We start from the raw sequence: 20,574 nt of genomic DNA on the forward strand, positions 1-20,574 counted from the left end.
GAAGCCCCCTCCGCGGGGGCTTTCCGCATGTTCGACCCCTTGAAGCCAGGAAGAAGCAGCCACCGTGTCTGAGCCGAACATGAACGATGCCGTCGAGCCCGAAGAGGGTGACGACACGGCGCGCGACATCGTCGAGGCCGCGGACAGCAGCGTCGACCGGGCGGAAGCTGCCGAGGCCGCTGCCGGTGAGTCCGCCGAGGAGGCTGCCGTCCGGGACGAGGACGCTGCCGAGGCGGTGGCCGAGACCGCTGAGGACGCGGCCGCCGAGGGCGAGTCCGTCGAGGCCGACGAGGAAGCTGCCGCTGTCGTCGAGGGCGAGGAGACCGCCGGGAGCGCCGTCGAGGCCGAGGCCACCGAGGCGGGCCCGGAGGAGCCGGTCGACCCGGTCGCCCAGCTCCGCGACGAACTGCGCTTCCTGCCCGGCGACTGGTACGTCATCCACACCTACGCGGGCTACGAGAAGCGCGTGAAGGCCAACCTGGAGCAGCGTGCCGTCTCGCTGAACGTCGAGGACTTCATCTACCAGGCCGAGGTCCCCGAGGAAGAGATCGTCCAGATCAAGAACGGCGAGCGCAAGAACGTCCGGCAGAACAAGCTGCCCGGTTACGTGCTCGTCCGGATGGATCTGACGAACGAGTCCTGGGGCGTCGTGCGCAACACCCCCGGCGTCACGGGCTTCGTCGGCAACGCCTACGACCCCTACCCGCTGACCCTCGACGAGATCGTCAAGATGCTCGCCCCCGAGGCCGAGGAGAAGGCCGCCAAGGCCGCCGCGGCCGACGAGGAGGGCAAGCCCGCGGGGACGCCCGGCCGCAAGGTCGAGGTCCAGGTTCTCGACTTCGAGGTCGGCGACTCGGTCACCGTCACCGACGGCCCGTTCGCCACGCTCCAGGCGACGATCAACGAGATCAACGCCGACTCGAAGAAGGTCAAGGGCCTCGTCGAGATCTTCGGCCGTGAGACCCCGGTCGAGCTGAGCTTCGACCAGATCCAGAAGAACTGACGCACGGTCCACCGGGACCGCACACCCCGGGCCGGCCCCGGGCCGGCCGGTGGGAACAACCAGCTTCCGGACAGGTCAGGAAGGCGCTCAGGCCCTTCCTGACCTGCTCGGTTTCGAGCCGCAGAATGGTACGGGCTATCGTTGTGCGGTATGCCTCCGCCCGGGTGACGGGCGGGGGACGAATCCCTCTCACCAGGACCCGGAGAGAAGCATGCCTCCCAAGAAGAAGAAGGTCGCGGGGCTGATCAAGCTCCAGATCCAGGCCGGCGCCGCCAACCCGGCTCCGCCGGTCGGCCCGGCGCTGGGTCAGCACGGCGTCAACATCATGGAGTTCTGCAAGGCCTACAACGCCGCGACCGAGTCGCAGCGCGGTTGGGTCATCCCGGTGGAGATCACGGTCTACGAAGACCGCTCCTTCACCTTCATCACCAAGACGCCGCCGGCCGCCAAGATGATTCTGCGGGCCGCGGGCGTGGACAAGGGCTCCGGCACCCCGCACACCAGCAAGGTCGGCAAGATCAGCCGTGACCAGGTGCGGGAGATCGCCACCACCAAGATGCCCGACCTCAACGCCAACGACCTGGACCAGGCGGAGAAGATCATCGCCGGTACCGCCCGTTCCATGGGCGTCACGGTCGAGGGCTGAGACCGCCCCGCACCCCTTTCCTCCCCGTGGCAGGGCCAGGCGCTGGTCCGCACCACGACTCCACACCGTCAGGAGCAGCAGTGAAGCGCAGCAAGAACCTCCGCGCGGCGGACGCGAAGATCGACAAGGCGCGCCAGTACGCGCCGTTGGAGGCCGTCCGCCTCGCCAAGGAGACCTCCACCCAGAAGTTCGACGCGACCGTCGAGGTCGCCATGCGCCTGGGCGTCGACCCGCGCAAGGCCGACCAGATGGTCCGCGGCACCGTCAACCTCCCGCACGGCACCGGTAAGACCGCCCGGGTCCTGGTCTTCGCGACCGGCGACCGTGCTGCGGCGGCGGAGGCCGCGGGCGCCGACATCGTCGGCTCCGACGAACTGATCGAGGAGGTCGCCGGCGGGCGTCTCGACTTCGACGCCGTCGTCGCCACCCCGGACCTGATGGGCAAGGTCGGCCGCCTCGGCCGCGTGCTCGGTCCGCGTGGTCTGATGCCGAACCCGAAGACCGGCACCGTCACCCCCGATGTCGCCAAGGCCGTGGGCGACATCAAGGGCGGCAAGATCGAGTTCCGGGTCGACAAGCACGCCAACCTGCACTTCATCATCGGCAAGGCGTCCTTCGGCGAGCAGCAGCTCGTGGAGAACTACGCCGCCGCCCTTGAGGAGATCACCAGGCTGAAGCCCGCCGCGGCGAAGGGCCGGTACATCAAGAAGGCCGCCTTCACCACCACGATGGGCCCCGGCATCCCGGTCGACCCGAACCGCACCCGCAACCTCCTCGTCGAGGAGGACCCGGCCGCGGTCTGATCCGCGTCCGGCCGCAGGCGCCGCAGCACAGGCCGGTGCCGTCCCTCACCACGGGGGCGGCACCGGCCTTCGCCGTTCCCGTGCTGCGAGCCGGGCGGAGGGAACCCGCGACCGCCGGGTTGCCGTCCCTGCGGGTGCATGGGGTGACGGCACGGAGCGGGCCGGGCGGCGCCGCGACGGAACGGACAGGGGACCCATGCGGAAGACCCGGACAGCGGCCGTGGCCGTGGGTGTGGTGCTGATGGCCGGTCCGACGGCCTGCGGAACCGAGAGGGCGGGCGGCGGGGACGGCAGCGGCGGGAACGACGCGAAGGGCGGCGGTTCGGCGGCCACGGGCGTCATGGCAGCGCTGCAGAAGGCGTCGACGGCGACGGACCAGCACAACTCCGCCAAGGCGGAGGAAGTGCAGAAGCAGACCCTCGCTCCGGGGAAGACCATGGAGACCACGATGCAGGGCGCCTTCGACTGGTCCTCCGGGGGCATCCAGGGCGAGGCGGACATGACTGTCGCCGGCCGGGCCACCCAGGTCCGGTACCTCTCCGACGGGATGTGCACGAAGTCGCAGAAGCCGGCCGCGGGGAAGCCGTGGACGAGGATCGACCACGACGTGCTCGCCGGACAGGGGCCGTCCGGCGCCCTGCTCAAGGACCAGGCGCAGAACAACAATCCGGCCCGCTCGGTCAAGCTGCTGCTGGCCAGCGGCAAGGTCGAGTCCGTGGGCACCGAGACGGTGCGGGGGCAGCGGACGACGCACTACAGCGGCACGCTCACCCTCTCCGAGCTGGTACGGATGCAGTCCAAGGAGCTGTCCGGGGCGGCGAAGAAGGCGGTCGAGTAGCAGTTCAAGCAGGCCGGTCTGGACAAGCAGCAGATCGACCTGTGGTTCGACGGCAGGAGCCTGCTGGTCAAGAAGCGTGGGGCTGCCAAGAGCGCGAAGGGCAGCACCTACGACAACACGACCTCCTGTTCGGACTACGGCACCGAGGTGGACGTCCAGGCCCCGCCGGCCTCCCAGGCCACCGGCCAGGGAACAGGAGTGGGCATCGGCCGCAGCCGACCCGCCGCCCGCCGTCCTTCCGTTACGGGAGGCCGGATTTGGCGCTCCCGGACCCGTTCGCGTACGCTTCGATGCGAAGCCAAAGACCGCTGGTCGTCGTCGTGCGCACACAGAGCGCCGACGGCCGAAGGATCCGCTCGCTGCGGACGGCCCGCGCAGGTGACTGAGGAACTCGCTCCCGTCGTGACAGGTGCGCCAGCACGTGTGTCCGCGCCGGTCGAGCTTGCCGCCCCATGCGCCTGCGCTGGGGCGTTCGTCGTGTTCAGCCCCTTCCGAGCGGTCCTCATCACCGGAAGGAGGCCGAGGCTCATGGCGAGGGAACAGGTCGCGCCTGACAAGATCACAGCCGTCGAAGAGATCACGAACAAGTTCCGTGACTCGAACGCCACTGTGGTCACCGCGTACACCGGACTCTCCGTGGCACAGCTCAGGGAGCTGCGTCGTGCGCTCGGTGACAACGCTCAGTACCGAGTGGTGAAGAACACGCTGACCAAGATCGCGGCCAAGGAAGCCGGGATCGACGAGCTGAACGAGTTCCTGACGGACTCCTCGGCTGTCGCCTTCGTGACCGGTGACCCGGTCGAGGCGGCGAAGGGTCTTCGTGACTTCGCCAAGGAGAACCCCGCCCTTGTGATCAAGGGTGGCATCGTCGACGGCGCTCTGTACGCCGCCGAGGACCTGAACAAGCTCGCGGACCTCGAGTCCCGCGAGGTGCTGCTCGCCAAGCTGGCCGGTGGCATGAAGGCGTCCATGGCCAAGGCCGCGGCGACCTTCCAGGCCCCGCTCTCGAAGTTCGTCCGCACCGCGGACGCGCTTCGCAGCAAGGTCGAAGAGCAGGGCGGTGCCGACACCACGGCTCCCGCCGAGGCCGAGACCGAGTAATCCGCGCCGCCCCGTGCGTACGGGGCAGCGGACGCTCCGCGTACTCGGTCGCAGCGGGCCGTGAGCCCGCCGACACATCGATACGGCACCAGCCGACCAAGTGGAAGGACCGCCATCATGGCGAAGCTCAGCCAGGACGAACTGCTCTCCCAGTTCGAGGACATGACCCTCATCGAGCTCTCCGACTTCGTGAAGAAGTTCGAGGAGAAGTTCGACGTCGAGGCCGCCGCCCCGGCCGCCGCCGTCGTCGCCGCCCCGGGTGCCCCGGGCGCCCCGGCCGACGCCGAGCCCGAGCAGGACGAGTTCGACGTCGTCCTGACCGGCGCCGGCGACAAGAAGATCCAGGTCATCAAGGTCGTGCGTGAGCTGACCTCGCTGGGTCTGAAGGAGGCCAAGGAGCTCGTGGACGGCACCCCGAAGCCGGTCCTCGAGAAGGTCGCCAAGGACGCCGCCGACAAGGCCAAGGAGTCCCTCGAAGGCGCCGGCGCCTCGGTCGAGGTCAAGTGACCCCGACTCGGCGGGCCGCTGCCGGCCCACCGAGTCAGCGCGGTACACCGTCCGCCACCCCGTGGGGGTAGGCGGACAAACGGAGGGCGATCACCCAGACGGGTGGTCGCCCTTCCGCGTTGCTGGACGGTCGCGCCGTGTGCGGGTGGCTGCGGGTATGGTGATCTTCGTTGCCCCTGGGGGCCTTGACGAACGGCACGCAGCGCGCAATTCTCGGGACGCGTCGTCACACTGATCCGGTTTCCGAGGCATGGATCGAGGACGAAGCGGGAAGTGTTGCGGCAGGCACGCAGCACCACAACCGAGCACATCCGCCCCGGCGAATCGAGGCCGCTGGGGGCGGGGGCGGCACCAGAAGAACAATCGATGGAGGTGGAGACCGGGGCGTGAGCCGGTTTCCCGCAATCCTTATTGGACATCAGTGGGCCTTGTGGCTACACTGACCCTTTGCGCTGCCTATTAGCTGCCCCCTGCCCGTCACCAGGGGTGCCGGTATGCGTGTAGAGAGTCCGAGCCCTCGGAAGGACCCCCTCTTGGCCGCCTCGCGCACTGCCTCGACCTCCAATTCGAACAACGGCGCCAGCACTGCCCCGCTGCGTATCTCTTTTGCGAAGATCAAGGAGCCCATGGAGGTTCCCAACCTCCTTGCGCTCCAGACCGAGAGCTTCGACTGGCTGCTCGGCAACGACGCCTGGAAGGAACGCGTCGAGGCCGCGCTGGACAGTGGACAGGATGTTCCCACCAAGTCCGGTCTGGAGGAGATCTTCGAGGAGATCTCCCCGATCGAGGACTTCTCCGGCTCGATGTCGCTGACCTTCCGCGACCACCGCTTCGAGCCGCCGAAGAACTCCATCGACGAGTGCAAGGAGCGCGACTTCACCTACGCCGCGCCGCTCTTCGTCACGGCGGAGTTCACCAACAACGAGACCGGTGAGATCAAGTCCCAGACGGTCTTCATGGGCGACTTCCCGCTCATGACCGACAAGGGCACCTTCGCGATCAACGGCACCGAGCGTGTCGTGGTCTCCCAGCTCGTCCGCTCGCCGGGCGTGTACTTCGACTCCTCCATCGACAAGACGTCCGACAAGGACATCTACTCCGCCAAGATCATCCCCTCCCGGGGTGCCTGGCTGGAGATGGAGGTCGACAAGCGCGACATGGTCGGTGTCCGCATCGACCGCAAGCGCAAGCAGTCCGTCACGGTGCTGCTGAAGGCCCTGGGCTGGACGAACGACCAGATCCTGGAGGAGTTCGGCCAGTACGAGTCGATGCGCGCCACTCTGGAGAAGGACCACACCCAGGGTCAGGACGACGCGCTGCTCGACATCTACCGCAAGCTGCGTCCGGGCGAGCCGCCGACGCGCGAGGCGGCCCAGACGCTGCTGGAGAACCTCTACTTCAACCCGAAGCGGTACGACCTGGCCAAGGTCGGCCGGTACAAGATCAACAAGAAGCTCGGCGGCGACGAGCCGCTGGAGTCCGGCGTGCTGACCAGCGCCGACATCATCGCCACGATCAAGTACCTGGTGAAGCTGCACGCGGGCGAGACCGAGTCGACCTCGGCCGAGGGCGACACGATCGTCATCGAGACCGACGACATCGACCACTTCGGCAACCGCCGTCTGCGCAACGTCGGCGAGCTGATCCAGAACCAGGTCCGCACGGGTCTGGCCCGGATGGAACGCGTGGTCCGGGAGCGGATGACCACGCAGGACGTCGAGGCGATCACGCCCCAGACCCTGATCAACATCCGGCCGGTCGTCGCCTCCATCAAGGAGTTCTTCGGCACCAGCCAGCTCTCCCAGTTCATGGACCAGACGAACCCGATCTCGGGTCTGACCCACAAGCGGCGTCTGAACTCGCTGGGTCCGGGTGGTCTCTCCCGTGAGCGGGCCGGCTTCGAGGTCCGTGACGTGCACCCCTCGCACTACGGCCGGATGTGTCCGATCGAGACGCCGGAAGGCCCGAACATCGGTCTGATCGGCTCGCTCGCCTCCTACGGCCGGCTGAACGCGTTCGGGTTCGTCGAGACCCCGTACCGCAAGGTGACCGGCGGTGTCGTCGGCGACGAGGTGCACTACCTCACCGCCGACGAGGAGGACCGCTTCGTCATCGCGCAGGCCAACGCGCCGCTGACCGAGGACATGCGGTTCGCCGAGGACCGGGTGCTGATCCGCCGCCGCGGCGGCGAGGTCGACCTGATCCCCGGTGACGACGTGGACTACATGGACGTCTCGCCGCGCCAGATGGTGTCGGTCGCGACCGCCATGATCCCCTTCCTGGAGCACGACGACGCCAACCGCGCCCTGATGGGCTCGAACATGATGCGGCAGGCCGTGCCGCTCATCAAGGCGGAGTCGCCGCTGGTGGGCACCGGCATGGAGTACCGCTGCGCGGTCGACGCCGGTGACGTCATCAAGGCCGAGAAGGACGGTGTCGTCCAGGAGGTCTCCGCCGACTACGTGACGGTGGCCAACGACGACGGCACCTACACCACCTACCGCGTCGCCAAGTTCACCCGCTCCAACCAGGGCACCTGCTTCAACCAGAAGGTGCTGGTGGACGAGGGCGCCCGCGTCATCGAGGGCCAGGTGCTGGCCGACGGGCCGTCCACCGACGAGGGAGAGATGGCGCTCGGCAAGAACCTGCTCGTGGCCTTCATGCCGTGGGAGGGCTACAACTACGAGGACGCGATCATCCTCAGCCAGCGCCTGGTGCAGGACGACGTCCTCTCCTCGATCCACATCGAGGAGCACGAGGTCGACGCCCGGGACACCAAGCTGGGCCCGGAGGAGATCACCCGGGACATCCCGAACGTCTCCGAGGAGGTCCTGGCCGACCTCGACGAGCGCGGCATCATCCGCATCGGTGCCGAGGTCGAGGCGGGCGACATCCTGGTCGGCAAGGTCACCCCGAAGGGTGAGACCGAGCTGACCCCCGAGGAGCGGCTGCTGCGCGCGATCTTCGGTGAGAAGGCGCGCGAGGTCCGTGACACCTCGCTGAAGGTGCCGCACGGCGAGACCGGCAAGGTCATCGGCGTCCGCGTCTTCGACCGCGAGGAGGGCGACGAGCTGCCTCCGGGCGTCAACCAGCTCGTGCGCGTCTACGTGGCGCAGAAGCGCAAGATCACCGACGGTGACAAGCTCGCGGGCCGGCACGGCAACAAGGGCGTCATCTCCAAGATCCTGCCGGTCGAGGACATGCCGTTCCTGGAGGACGGCACCCCGGTCGACATCATCCTCAACCCGCTGGGCGTCCCCTCCCGGATGAACCCCGGCCAGGTCCTGGAGATCCACCTGGGCTGGCTGGCCTCCCAGGGCTGGAAGGTCGAGGGCTCCGAGGAGTGGATGGAGCGCCTGAAGGCGATCGGCGCGGACGACGTGGCGCCGGACACCAACGTCGCCACGCCGGTGTTCGACGGTGCCCGCGAGGACGAGATCGCCGGTCTGTTCAACTCCACGCTGCCCAACCGGGACGGCGACCGCATGGTCCAGCCCTCCGGCAAGGCGCAGTTGTACGACGGCCGTTCCGGGGAGCCGTTCCCGGACCCGATCTCCGTCGGCTACATGTACATCCTCAAGCTGCACCACCTGGTCGACGACAAGCTGCACGCCCGTTCGACCGGCCCGTACAGCATGATCACCCAGCAGCCGCTGGGTGGTAAGGCCCAGTTCGGTGGCCAGCGCTTCGGTGAGATGGAGGTGTGGGCCCTGGAGGCGTACGGCGCCGCGTACGCGCTGCAGGAGCTGCTCACCATCAAGTCCGACGACGTGACCGGCCGCGTGAAGGTCTACGAGGCCATCGTCAAGGGCGAGAACATCCCCGAGCCGGGTATCCCCGAGTCCTTCAAGGTGCTCATCAAGGAGATGCAGTCGCTCTGCCTCAACGTCGAGGTGCTGTCCTCGGACGGCATGTCGATCGAGATGCGCGACACCGACGAGGACGTCTTCCGCGCGGCGGAGGAGCTCGGAATCGACCTGTCCCGGCGCGAGCCGAGCAGCGTCGAAGAGGTCTGACGGAGTCGGCCGGGGCGCCTCCCGCGTCCCGGCCCTCCCGCGACCCCGTTCAGACCATTGACACACGACCCTGAGAGGGATTGACGAGAGTGCTCGACGTCAACTTCTTCGACGAACTGCGAATCGGCCTGGCCACCGCTGACGACATCCGTCAGTGGTCGCACGGCGAGGTCAAGAAGCCGGAGACCATCAACTACCGCACCCTCAAGCCCGAGAAGGACGGACTCTTCTGCGAGAAGATCTTCGGCCCGACCCGGGACTGGGAGTGCTACTGCGGCAAGTACAAGCGCGTCCGCTTCAAGGGCATCATCTGTGAGCGCTGCGGTGTCGAGGTCACCCGCGCCAAGGTGCGCCGTGAGCGGATGGGCCACATCGAGCTTGCCGCCCCCGTCACCCACATCTGGTACTTCAAGGGCGTCCCCTCCCGGTTGGGCTATCTGCTCGACCTGGCGCCGAAGGACCTGGAGAAGGTCATCTACTTCGCGGCGTACATGATCACGTACGTCGACGAGGAGCGCCGCACCCGTGACCTGCCCTCCCTGGAGGCGCACGTGGGCGTGGAGCGCCAGCAGATCGAGCAGCGCCGCGACGCCGACCTCGAAGCCCGCGCCAAGAAGCAGGAGAGCGACCTGGCCGAGCTGGAGGCCGAGGGCGCCAAGGCGGACGTGCGCCGCAAGGTGCGCGAGGGCGCCGAGCGCGAGATGAAGCAGCTCCGCGACCGCGCCCAGCGCGAGCTCGACCGCCTGGACGAGGTGTGGAACCGCTTCAAGAACCTCAAGGTGCAGGACCTGGAGGGCGACGAGCTGCTCTACCGTGAGCTGCGCGACCGCTTCGGGACCTACTTCGACGGCTCCATGGGCGCCGCTGCCCTGCAGAAGCGCCTGGAGACCTTCGACCTGAACGAGGAGGCGGAGAAGCTCCGCGAGGTCATCCGCACCGGCAAGGGCCAGAAGAAGACCCGTGCGCTCAAGCGCCTGAAGGTCGTCTCCGCGTTCCTGCAGACCAGCAACAGCCCCAAGGGCATGGTGCTGGACTGCGTGCCGGTCATCCCGCCGGACCTGCGCCCGATGGTGCAGCTCGACGGTGGCCGCTTCGCGACCTCCGACCTGAACGACCTGTACCGCCGCGTCATCAACCGCAACAACCGGCTGAAGCGTCTGCTGGACCTCGGTGCGCCCGAGATCATCGTGAACAACGAGAAGCGGATGCTCCAGGAGGCCGTCGACGCGCTGTTCGACAACGGCCGGCGCGGCCGTCCGGTCACCGGCCCGGGCAACCGTCCGCTCAAGTCGCTGTCCGACATGCTCAAGGGCAAGCAGGGCCGCTTCCGGCAGAACCTGCTCGGCAAGCGTGTCGACTACTCGGCGCGTTCGGTGATCGTCGTCGGCCCGCAGCTCAAGCTGCACCAGTGCGGTCTGCCGAAGGCGATGGCGCTGGAGCTGTTCAAGCCGTTCGTGATGAAGCGCCTGGTCGACCTGAACCACGCGCAGAACATCAAGAGCGCCAAGCGGATGGTCGAGCGCGGCCGCACGGTCGTCTACGACGTGCTGGAAGAGGTCATCGCGGAGCACCCGGTTCTGCTGAACCGTGCGCCCACGCTGCACCGCCTCGGCATCCAGGCCTTCGAGCCGCAGCTGGTCGAGGGCAAGGCCATTCAGATCCACCCGCTCGTGTGCACCGCGTTCAACGCGGACTTCGACGGTGACCAGATGGCCGTGCACCTGCCGCTGTCCGCGGAGGCGCAGGCCGAGGCCCGCATCCTGATGCTGTCCTCGAACAACATCCTCAAGCCGGCCGACGGCCGTCCGGTGACGATGCCGACGCAGGACATGGTCCTGGGTCTGTTCTTCCTCACCACGGACGAGGAGCAGCGCGAGACGTTCGGCGACGGGCGCTCGTTCAACTCCACCGCGGAAGCGATCATGGCGTTCGACGCCGGGGAGCTGTCGCTCCAGGCGAAGGTCGACATCCGCTTCCCGGCCGGTACGGTGCCGCCGCTGGGCTGGACCCCGCCGGCGCCCGCCGAGGGTGCCGAGGGCGAGGCCGCCGAGTGGCAGCCCGGGGACCCGTTCCGGCTGCACACCACGCTGGGCCGCGCGCTCTTCAACGAGCTGCTGCCCGAGGAGTACCCGTACGTCGAGTACACCGTGGGCAAGAAGCAGCTCTCCCAGATCGTCAACGACCTGGCCGAGCGCTACCCGAAGGTGACCGTCGCCGCGGCGCTGGACAACCTGAAGTCGGCCGGTTACTTCTGGGCGACCCGTTCGGGTGTGACCATCGCGATCTCGGACGTCGTCGTCCCGGACGCCAAGCCGGAGATCATCGCCGGGTACGAGGCGCAGGACGAGAAGGTCCAGAAGCAGTACGAGCGCGGTCTGATCACCAAGGACGAGCGCACCCGTGAGCTCATCGCCATCTGGACGCGGGCGACGAACGACGTCTCGCAGGCGATGAACGACAACTTCCCGAAGACGAACCCGATCTTCATGATGGTGGACTCGGGCGCCCGAGGGAACATGATGCAGATGCGTCAGATCGCCGGTATGCGCGGTCTGGTGTCGAACGCGAAGAACGAGACCATCCCGCGGCCCATCAAGGCCTCGTTCCGTGAGGGTCTCTCCGTGCTGGAGTACTTCATCTCCACGCACGGCGCCCGCAAGGGTCTCGCCGACACCGCCCTGCGTACCGCGGACTCGGGTTACCTCACCCGTCGTCTGGTCGACGTCTCGCAGGACGTGATCATCCGCGAGGAGGACTGCGGCACCGACCGCGGCCTCAAGCTGTCGATCGCCTCCAGGGACGCCGAGGGCGTGCTGCGCAAGGCCGAGGACGTCGAGACCAGCGTGTACGCGCGCTGCCTCGCCGAGGACATCGTCGTCGACGGCATGGTGCTGGCCCCGGCCGGTACCGACCTGGGCGACGTGCTCATCGACGAGCTGGTCCGGCACGGAGTGGAGACCGTCAAGACGCGCTCCATCCTCACCTGCGAGTCGCAGGTCGGCACCTGTGCCATGTGCTACGGCCGCTCGCTGGCCACCGGCAAGCTGGTCGACATCGGCGAGGCCGTCGGCATCATCGCCGCCCAGTCGATCGGTGAGCCCGGCACCCAGCTCACGATGCGTACCTTCCACACCGGTGGTGTGGCCGGTGACGACATCACCCAGGGTCTGCCGCGTGTCGTCGAGCTGTTCGAGGCCCGTACGCCCAAGGGCGTCGCGCCGATCTCCGAGTCGGCGGGCCGGGCCCGGATCGAGGAGACGGAGAAGACCAAGAAGGTCGTCGTCACCCCCGACGACGGTTCGGACGAGACCTCCTACAGCGTCTCCAAGCGCGCCCGCCTGCTGGTGGGCGAGGGCGACCACGTCTCCGTCGGCCAGCGGCTCACCGTCGGTACGGAGAACCCGCACGACGTGCTGCGGATCCTCGGCCAGCGCGCCGTCCAGGTGCACCTGGTGGGCGAGGTCCAGAAGGTCTACAACTCGCAGGGTGTGTCGATCCACGACAAGCACATCGAGATCATCATCCGGCAGATGCTGCGCCGCGTGACGATCATCGAGTCCGGCGACGCCGAGCTGCTGCCCGGTGAGCTGGTGGAGCGCACCAAGTTCGAGTCGGAGAACCGGCGCGTGGTCACCGAGGGCGGCTCCCCGGCCTCGGGCCGTCCGCAGCTGATGGGCATCACCAAGGCCTCGCTGGCCACGGAGTCCTGGCTGTCGGCGGCGTCCTTCCAGGAGACGACCAGGGTCCTGACCGACGCGGCGATCAACGCCAAGTCGGACTCCCTGATCGGCCTCAAGGAGAACGTCATCATCGGTAAGCTCATCCCGGCCGGTACGGGCCTGTCCCGCTACCGCAACATCCGGGTCGAGCCCACCGAGGAGGCGAAGGCCGCGATGTACTCGGCTGTCGGCTACGACGACATCGACTACTCGCCCTTCGGCACCGGCTCCGGCCAGGCGGTCCCGCTGGAGGACTACGACTACGGCCCGTACAACGCCTGACGGCCCGCGCCGCCTGCGGCGCGTGTACGGCGCCTGAGCGTCCATGGAGGGCGGCCATCCCGCGCGGGGTGGCCGCCCTCCGGCGTGTCCGGGGAAGGGAGCGCAGGCGGCGCGGGGCGGGGAGGGAAGACGAGTTTCGGATGCGTGCGAACTCGGCGCGGACGGCGTGCGTCATGGATGATGGAAGGGCAAGCGAGCCGGGGAGGTGGGGGCCAATGGCGTTCGGACCGTGGGAGCCCGATGGGGTGCCGGGCCGCCGGGAGCAGCAGACCGGCGTGATGCGTGCGTCGCACGCGGACCGGGAGCGGGCGATCGACGTACTGAAGGCCGGATTCAGCGAGGGACGGCTGGGCCAGGCCGAGTACGAGCAGCGGTTGACGAGGGCCTCGCAGGCGCAGACGTACGCCGAGCTGACGATGCTGCTGGCGGATCTGCCCCAGGGGCCCGTGCCGATGCCGGCCGCGCCGCAGCAGCCGGTGCATCCGCCGGTGCCGCGCACGTTCCTGCCCGTGCCGCCGCCGCAGACGAACGGGGCCTCCATCGGGGCGCTGATCTGCGGCATCCTGACGCCGATGTACGGGATCACGGCCATCCCCGCGGTGATCCTGGGGCACGTCGCGAAGTCGCAGATCCGCAGGACGGGGGAGGAGGGCTCCGGCTTCGCCACGGCCGGGCTGGTGCTGGGCTGGCTGGCCATCGGATTCTTCCTCGCGGTGATCTTCGCCGTGATCGTGGCGGCGAACTGATTCCGGCCGCCGGGGCCGGTCCCGTGGGTGCCCGGCCCGGCGTGCGGTTCCGGCGGGAGCTGCTGTGAGGGGGCCGCCTGTGGCGCCGTCCGGGGTGTCGTCCGGGGGGGGCTTCGGGTGGGTGCCCTTCTCCTCGCAGGTGGGGCGGGCTATGGTGGCCGGTCCTTGACGTTTTGACCGGAGCCGGTGAGGTGGGTACCCTCGGTCTCTGTGCCTGGGGTGTCCCCTGCGCTGTTGTCCCCCGCGAGAGCGGAGTCGGTAGGCGCAGCCGGTGACACCGGGATCTGCATGCTTCTCACCTAGGGGAAGTCTCCCCCTCAGCGGGGTCTGCGGTCTTCGACACACCCGACCTCGTGGGTCGGGGCGTGGCCCGGGTTAGCTTTATCGAGATCGGCACACAGAAACCGGAGAAACGGTGCCTACGATCCAGCAGTTGGTCCGCAAGGGCCGGCAGGACAAGGTCGAGAAGAACAAGACGCCCGCGCTCGAGGGTTCGCCCCAGCGTCGTGGCGTCTGCACGCGTGTGTTCACGACCACCCCGAAGAAGCCGAACTCGGCCCTGCGTAAGGTCGCCCGTGTGCGCCTGACCAGTGGGATCGAGGTCACCGCCTACATTCCGGGTGAGGGCCACAACCTGCAGGAGCACTCCATCGTGCTCGTGCGCGGTGGCCGTGTGAAGGACCTGCCGGGTGTTCGCTACAAGATCATCCGCGGCTCCCTCGACACGCAGGGCGTCAAGAACCGCAAGCAGGCTCGCAGCCGCTACGGCGCCAAGAAGGAGAAGTAAGAATGCCTCGTAAGGGCCCTGCCCCGAAGCGCCCGGTCATCATCGACCCGGTCTACGGTTCTCCTCTGGTGACCTCCCTCATCAACAAGGTGCTGCTGAACGGCAAGCGCTCCACCGCCGAGCGCATCGTCTACGGCGCCATGGAGGGGCTGCGCGAGAAGTCCGGCAACGACCCGGTCATCACGCTCAAGCGCGCGCTCGAGAACGTCAAGCCGACTCTGGAGGTCCGCTCCCGCCGCGTCGGCGGTGCCACCTACCAGGTCCCGGTCGAGGTCCGCCCCGGCCGCTCCTCCACTCTCGCGCTGCGCTGGATCGTGGGCTACTCCCGCGCCCGCCGCGAGAAGACCATGACCGAACGCCTCATGAACGAGCTGCTCGACGCCTCCAACGGGCTCGGCGCCGCCGTCAAGAAGCGCGAGGACACGCACAAGATGGCCGAGTCCAACAAGGCCTTCGCGCACTACCGCTGGTAGTCGCAGACCCCATCGAGACCGAGAGAAGACTGAAGCCTTATGGCTACCACTTCACTTGACCTGGCCAAGGTCCGCAACATCGGGATCATGGCCCACATCGACGCGGGCAAGACGACGACCACCGAGCGGATCCTGTTCTACACCGGTCGCAGCTACAAGATCGGTGAGGTCCACGACGGCGCTGCCACGATGGACTGGATGGAGCAGGAGCAGGAGCGCGGCATCACCATCACGAGCGCCGCGACGACCACTCACTGGCCGCTCAACGGCGTCGACCACACCATCAACATCATCGACACCCCGGGCCACGTCGACTTCACCGTCGAGGTGGAGCGTGCGCTGCGCGTACTCGACGGCGCGGTCACGGTGTTCGATGGTGTGGCGGGTGTGGAGCCGCAGTCGGAGACGGTCTGGCGGCAGGCCGACCGCTACGGCGTCCCGCGCATCTGCTTCGTCAACAAGCTCGACCGCACCGGTGCGGAGTTCCACCGTTGCGTCGACATGATCAGCGACCGCCTGGGTGCGGTGCCGCTGGTCATGCAGCTGCCGATCGGCACCGAGTCGGACTTCCGGGGCGTCGTCGACCTGGTGTCGATGAAGGCCCTGGTCTGGTCGCCCGAGGCCAAGATGGGCGAGATGTACGACACCGTCGACATCCCGGACACCCACACCGAGGCGGCCGAGGAGTGGCGCGGCAAGCTGCTCGAGGCCGTCGCGGAGAACGACGAGGAGATGATGGAGCTGTACCTGGAGGGCGAGGAGCCCTCCCAGGAGCAGCTCATGGCGGCGATCCGCCGGGTCACGCTGGCTTCCACGGGCGCCGAGGGCACCATCACGGTGACCCCGGTGTTCTGCGGTACCGCGTTCAAGAACAAGGGCGTGCAGCCCCTGCTCGACGCGATTGCCCGCTACCTGCCGTCGCCGCTGGACGTCGAGGCCATCGAGGGTCACTCCCCGAAGGACAACGACGAGGTCATCAAGCGTCGTCCCTCCGAGGACGAGCCGATGTCCGCGCTCGCGTTCAAGATCGCCAGTGACCCGCACCTGGGCAAGCTGACCTTCATCCGGGTCTACTCGGGCCGGATCCAGACCGGTTCCCAGGTGACGAACTCGATCAAGGGCCGCAAGGAGCGCATCGGGAAGATCTACCGGATGCACTCCAACAAGCGGGAGGAGATCGAGTCGGTGGGCGCCGGCGACATCGTCGCCGTCATGGGTCTGAAGCAGACCACCACCGGTGAGACCCTCTGCGACGCGAACAACCCGGTCATCCTGGAGTCGATGGACTTCCCGGCCCCGGTCATCGAGGTCGCCATCGAGCCCAAGTCCAAGGGCGACCAGGAGAAGCTGGGTGTCGCCATTCAGCGGCTGGCCGAGGAGGACCCGTCCTTCCAGGTCAAGACCAACGAGGACACCGGCCAGACGATCATCGCGGGTATGGGCGAGCTGCACCTCGACGTGCTGGTCGACCGTATGAAGCGCGAGTTCAAGGTCGAGGCCAACGTCGGTAAGCCGCAGGTGGCCTACCGCGAGTCGCTCCGCAAGAAGGTCGACAAGGTCGACTACACCCACAAGAAGCAGACCGGTGGCTCCGGTCAGTTCGCGAAGGTGCAGATCGCCGTCGAACCGCTGGAGGGCGACGGTTACGAGTTCGTCAACCAGGTCACCGGTGGCCGCATCCCGCGGGAGTACATCCCGTCCGTGGACGCGGGCTGCCAGGAGGCCATGGAGTTCGGCGTGCTGGCCGGCTACCCGCTGACCGGCGTCCGCGTGACGCTGCTCGACGGTGCCTTCCACGACGTCGACTCCTCCGAGATGGCGTTCAAGATCGCCGGTTCCATGGCGTTCAAGGAGGCCGCTCGGAAGGCGAGCCCGACCCTGCTCGAACCGCTGATGAAGGTCGAGGTCACCACGCCCGAGGACTACATGGGCGAAGTGATCGGCGACATCAACTCGCGGCGCGGTCAGGTCGAGTCGATGGAGGAGCGCGGCAACGCGAAGCTCGTCACCGGCCTGGTTCCGCTCTCGGAGATGTTCGGCTACGTCGGAGACCTGCGCAGCAAGACCTCCGGTCGTGCGACGTACTCCATGCAGTTCGACTCCTACGGTGAGGTTCCCAAGAGCGTCGCCGAGGAGGTCATCGCGAAGGCCAAGGGCGAGTAGCCACTCGTCCAGGGGCGAGCAGGGCACCCGTGCTCACCCTTTAGGCTGGAGCAAAGGCATACGGGGCACTCCGGCACATAACCGCTCGGACCGCTTGGTCCCGGCGCGGTCGTGCCGGAGGGGCCTCGTCCGCCGGCCCACCCAAGCGAACAGGTCAAGGGCATCCCCCTCGGGGTCCTGACCGGTTCGGTACGACCACCTGAGACCCTCCGCAAAGTGTGGAGGGTGTACAGCACCAGTCCACAGGAGGACCCCAGTGGCGAAGGCGAAGTTCGAGCGGACTAAGCCGCACGTCAACATCGGCACCATCGGTCACATCGACCACGGCAAGACCACTCTTACCGCGGCGATCACCAAGGTGCTGCACGACGCGTACCCGGACCTGAACGAGGCCTCGGCCTTCGAGAACATCGACAAGGCTCCCGAGGAGCGCCAGCGCGGTATCACCATCTCGATCGCGCACGTCGAGTACCAGACGGAGAACCGTCACTACGCCCACGTCGACTGCCCGGGTCACGCGGACTACATCAAGAACATGATCACCGGTGCTGCCCAGATGGACGGCGCCATCCTCGTGGTCGCCGCCACCGACGGCCCGATGCCGCAGACCAAGGAGCACGTGCTCCTGGCCCGCCAGGTCGGCGTTCCGTACATCGTCGTCGCCCTGAACAAGGCCGACATGGTGGACGACGAGGAGATCATGGAGCTCGTCGAGCTCGAGGTCCGTGAGCTTCTCTCGGAGTACGAGTTCCCGGGCGACGAGGTTCCGGTCGTCAAGGTCTCCGCGCTCAAGGCTCTTGAGGGCGACAAGGAGTGGGGCGAGTCCATCGTCAAGCTCATGTCGGCCGTCGACGAGGCCATCCCGGCCCCGGAGCGCGACACCGACAAGCCGTTCCTGATGCCGATCGAGGACGTCTTCACCATCACCGGTCGCGGTACGGTCGTCACCGGCCGTATCGAGCGCGGTGTGCTGAAGGTCAACGAGAACGTCGACATCATCGGCATCAAGGACACCAAGACCTCGACGACCGTCACCGGTATCGAGATGTTCCGCAAGCTGCTCGACGAGGGCCAGGCCGGTGAGAACGTCGGTCTGCTGCTCCGCGGCATCAAGCGCGAGGACGTCGAGCGCGGCCAGGTCATCATCAAGCCCGGTTCGGTCACCCCGCACACCGAGTTCGAGGCCCAGGCCTACATCCTGTCGAAGGACGAGGGTGGTCGCCACACCCCGTTCTTCAACAACTACCGTCCGCAGTTCTACTTCCGTACCACCGACGTGACCGGCGTCGTGACCCTCCCCGAGGGCACCGAGATGGTCATGCCGGGCGACAACACCGAGATGAGCGTCCAGCTCATCCAGCCCGTCGCCATGGAAGAGGGCCTCAAGTTCGCCATCCGCGAGGGTGGCCGGACCGTGGGCGCCGGCCAGGTCACCAAGATCCTCAAGTGATCTCGCCGCGCCGGGCGCCGCTGGCGCCCGGCGCACGGCCTGGCAGGGTCTGAACCCTGGAAGAGGGCCCGTACGGCTGCACTGCCGTACGGGCCCTCTTCCGTGCGCCAGGGGGAGAAGGCGTCAGGGGTAGTCGACCACCGTCGAGGGGACGGTGTCGGAGCCCGAGGTCGGGGAGCCCGTGTCGTTGATGACGCACTCGTACTGGCCCTTGCCGCCCAGGGAGACGACCAGCAGGTTGTGGAAGGAGACCCCCTCGGTGTCCGGCGTGGCGAAGCCGTGGTGCTGGACGATGGAGTCGTCGGCGGTGTAGTTGCAGTAGCTGCCCAGGCCCCAGGCCTCGTGGGAGGTCACCGCGTCCCCGACCTTGTAGGCCGCGTACCCCTTGATGTCTCCGTTCTGGATGGCGTCCTGGTTCGGCGCGTCGTAGGCCTTCTCGTTCTGGAAGAAGATGGTGCGGCCCTGTTGGCCGTTCCACTGGACGTCGTACTTGTTGAAGTGCTCCACGAACAGTCCGGTGGCCAGCACGTCGTCGCCGTTGACGACGACGCCGTAGTCGGCCCGGTTGGTCTCCCAGCCGACCCCGTCCCCGTGGTCGGCCCGCCACACCCAGGTGTGGTCGATGATCGTGTGCCGGCTGTTGACGACGATGCTGGTGGTGGCCTTCCCCGGGCCTGCCCCGCCGATCCGGACGAACACGTCCTGGACGGTGACCGGGTTCGCGGAGTGGTCCGCGTCGGCGCCCTCGGGGCCCACCTCCAGCAGGGTCTCGGAGTTGTCGGGCCCCGCGTCGATCAGGAAACCGGCCAGCCGCACCCCGTCGACGTCGGCGACCGTCATCGCCGTCGCACCGCCCTGGGGGACGAGCGTGGCGTATCCCAGGCCGAGCACGACCGTGTCGGCCCGCTCGACTTGGACCGGCTGGTCGAGGTGGTAGACACCCGGGGTGAGCAGCAGGTGCAGGCCCTGGGTGAGCGCCTGGTTGAGGGTGTCGGCCGTGTCGTCCGGCTTGGCCACGTAGAACTGCGACAGCGGCAGCGAGGTGCCGCGGGGCGTTCCGTTGCCCCAGCTGACCCCGCGCGCGTCGGTCCGCTTCTCCGGGAGGAAGACCCGGTAGTCGTCGCCGTCCAGGTACAGGAAGGGCTTCTCGCGGGAGACCGGGGTGGTCTCCAGGGTGGTGTAGGGCGGGTCGGGGAAGCTCTGGGCGGGCGCACCCTCCACGCCGGAGAAGACCATGTTCCACACGGCGTTCTGCCATCCGCCGACCGCGCTGTCCCGGGTGTACCACTGCTGCTGCGAGTACGGCCCGACTTCGCCGTCGATGCGGCTGTCCGCGATGTAGCCGCCGCTCGCCCAGCCGTAGCCGTCGGGGGAGAGGTTCAGGCCGCCGCGTACGTGCATCCTGCGGAACGGTGCGGCCTGGGCGACGGCCCACCTGTCGGTGCCGTTGACGGGAACGAGCGCGAGATTCTCCGCGGAGCGCCAGAAGTTCTGGGTGGCGTTGCCGTCGAACCAGCCGGCGTCCACCGTGACGTCGCCGTTGATGGTGGTGTCGTCCGGGGACAGACCGAGGCCGGCGATCGAGGTGTAGAAGCCGAGCTGGGCGTTGAGCCCGTTGTAGGTGCCGGGCTTGAACAGCAGCGCGTAGCGGCCGTCGCCGAACTGGGCCTTCTCCTGCTGCTGGAAGATCTCGTCCAGCTTGCCCTGGACACCGGTGGTGTCCGGATCGAAGACGATGACGTTGGGGCCGAGGTCGCCGCCGCCGGGCAGGTCCTCGGCGGACCCCTTCCCGCGGCGGGTGGGGGCGGCCGTGGCGGAACCGGTGAGGCCGAACAGGGCCGGGGCGGCGGCGGTCGCCGCGACCGCCCCGAGGACGGCACGGCGCCCCGGGGTGCCACCGTGCGGAGACCCGGTGGGGGGTGTGGGAGGCATGGGCGCTTCTCCTTGTTCATCAGATGAACGATGCGGGGGTGGGTGAGCGCTCTCTTGCCGACGCATGCTTCATCCGCGTGCACGCGGCGTCAAGAGTTGTGACCGAAG

Annotated in this window: 14 protein-coding genes; 13 read left to right on the forward strand and 1 reads right to left on the reverse strand. The window is 67.9% G+C overall.

From position 1 onward, the window contains the following. Positions 1-64: 64 nt before the first annotated feature. The 13 genes from nusG to tuf all read left to right on the forward strand — a co-directional run bounded on the left by nusG (position 65) and on the right by tuf (position 18,534). Positions 65-1,003 carry a transcription termination/antitermination protein NusG gene (nusG, locus tag H297_RS0122490; protein WP_027738891.1) on the forward strand — a complete coding sequence of 313 codons (939 nt, stop codon included), beginning with the start codon at positions 65-67 and terminating at the stop codon, positions 1,001-1,003. A gap of 211 nt (positions 1,004-1,214) precedes the next feature. Then, entirely contained in the window at positions 1,215-1,649 is a 435-nt protein-coding gene (rplK, locus tag H297_RS0122495; protein WP_027738892.1) for a 50S ribosomal protein L11, read from the forward strand. A gap of 80 nt (positions 1,650-1,729) precedes the next feature. Beyond that, positions 1,730-2,452, forward strand: coding sequence for a 50S ribosomal protein L1 (rplA, locus tag H297_RS0122500; protein WP_027738893.1), 723 nt, complete (start codon positions 1,730-1,732; stop codon positions 2,450-2,452). Between the two features lie 196 nt (positions 2,453-2,648). Continuing rightward, entirely contained in the window at positions 2,649-3,290 is a 642-nt protein-coding gene (locus tag H297_RS37875; RefSeq protein ID WP_064744860.1) for an SCO4651 family lipoprotein, read from the forward strand. Between the two features lie 528 nt (positions 3,291-3,818). Next, on the forward strand, positions 3,819-4,391 hold the full coding sequence (gene rplJ / locus H297_RS0122510; protein ID WP_027738947.1) for a 50S ribosomal protein L10: 573 nt from the start codon (positions 3,819-3,821) through the stop codon (positions 4,389-4,391). 117 nt (positions 4,392-4,508) lie between these two features. Beyond that, the gene (gene rplL, locus H297_RS0122515; RefSeq protein ID WP_027738894.1) at positions 4,509-4,898 is read left to right on the forward strand and encodes a 50S ribosomal protein L7/L12; all 390 of its coding nucleotides are present in this window, start codon (positions 4,509-4,511) and stop codon (positions 4,896-4,898) included. Positions 4,899-5,431: 533 nt separating this feature from the next. Next, positions 5,432-8,914 (forward strand): DNA-directed RNA polymerase subunit beta, encoded by a 3,483-nt coding sequence (rpoB, locus tag H297_RS0122520; RefSeq protein ID WP_027738895.1) that lies wholly within the window; start codon positions 5,432-5,434, stop codon positions 8,912-8,914. 89 nt (positions 8,915-9,003) lie between these two features. Further along, positions 9,004-12,915, forward strand: coding sequence for a DNA-directed RNA polymerase subunit beta' (locus H297_RS0122525; RefSeq protein ID WP_027738896.1), 3,912 nt, complete (start codon positions 9,004-9,006; stop codon positions 12,913-12,915). A 278-nt stretch (positions 12,916-13,193) separates the two neighbouring features. After that, positions 13,194-13,661 carry a DUF1707 and DUF4190 domain-containing protein gene (locus tag H297_RS0122530; RefSeq protein ID WP_027738897.1) on the forward strand — a complete coding sequence of 156 codons (468 nt, stop codon included), beginning with the start codon at positions 13,194-13,196 and terminating at the stop codon, positions 13,659-13,661. Positions 13,662-14,076: 415 nt separating this feature from the next. After that, positions 14,077-14,448 carry a 30S ribosomal protein S12 gene (gene rpsL / locus H297_RS0122535; protein WP_003948652.1) on the forward strand — a complete coding sequence of 124 codons (372 nt, stop codon included), beginning with the start codon at positions 14,077-14,079 and terminating at the stop codon, positions 14,446-14,448. A gap of 2 nt (positions 14,449-14,450) precedes the next feature. Continuing rightward, positions 14,451-14,921: a 30S ribosomal protein S7 gene (gene rpsG / locus H297_RS0122540; RefSeq protein ID WP_027738898.1), complete on the forward strand. Its 471-nt coding sequence runs from the start codon at positions 14,451-14,453 to the stop codon at positions 14,919-14,921. Positions 14,922-14,960: 39 nt separating this feature from the next. Beyond that, the gene (fusA, locus tag H297_RS0122545) at positions 14,961-17,084 is read left to right on the forward strand and encodes an elongation factor G (RefSeq protein WP_027738899.1); all 2,124 of its coding nucleotides are present in this window, start codon (positions 14,961-14,963) and stop codon (positions 17,082-17,084) included. 256 nt (positions 17,085-17,340) lie between these two features. Beyond that, positions 17,341-18,534, forward strand: coding sequence for an elongation factor Tu (tuf, locus tag H297_RS0122550; RefSeq protein WP_027738900.1), 1,194 nt, complete (start codon positions 17,341-17,343; stop codon positions 18,532-18,534). Positions 18,535-18,657: 123 nt separating this feature from the next. Here the strand turns inward: tuf and H297_RS0122555 are convergent, their stop codons facing one another. Further along, entirely contained in the window at positions 18,658-20,466 is a 1,809-nt protein-coding gene (locus H297_RS0122555; protein WP_027738901.1) for a hypothetical protein, read from the reverse strand. Between the last annotated feature and the right edge of the window lie 108 nt (positions 20,467-20,574).

It is taken from the genome of Streptomyces sp. CNT360, assembly GCF_000424785.1.

What these genes read in the sequence shown, in the direction of transcription:
- fusA (WP_027738899.1), top strand. Translation starts at nt 14,961, where the DNA reads ATGGCTACCACTTCACTTGACCTGGCCAAGGTCCGCAACATCGGGATC.
- rpsG (WP_027738898.1), top strand. Translation starts at nt 14,451, where the DNA reads ATGCCTCGTAAGGGCCCTGCCCCGAAGCGCCCGGTCATCATCGACCCG.
- rplK (WP_027738892.1), top strand. Translation starts at nt 1,215, where the DNA reads ATGCCTCCCAAGAAGAAGAAGGTCGCGGGGCTGATCAAGCTCCAGATC.
- rplJ (WP_027738947.1), top strand. Translation starts at nt 3,819, where the DNA reads ATGGCGAGGGAACAGGTCGCGCCTGACAAGATCACAGCCGTCGAAGAG.
- H297_RS0122555 (WP_027738901.1), bottom strand. Translation starts at nt 20,466, where the DNA reads ATGCCTCCCACACCCCCCACCGGGTCTCCGCACGGTGGCACCCCGGGG.
- H297_RS37875 (WP_064744860.1), top strand. Translation starts at nt 2,649, where the DNA reads ATGCGGAAGACCCGGACAGCGGCCGTGGCCGTGGGTGTGGTGCTGATG.
- rplL (WP_027738894.1), top strand. Translation starts at nt 4,509, where the DNA reads ATGGCGAAGCTCAGCCAGGACGAACTGCTCTCCCAGTTCGAGGACATG.
- H297_RS0122530 (WP_027738897.1), top strand. Translation starts at nt 13,194, where the DNA reads ATGCGTGCGTCGCACGCGGACCGGGAGCGGGCGATCGACGTACTGAAG.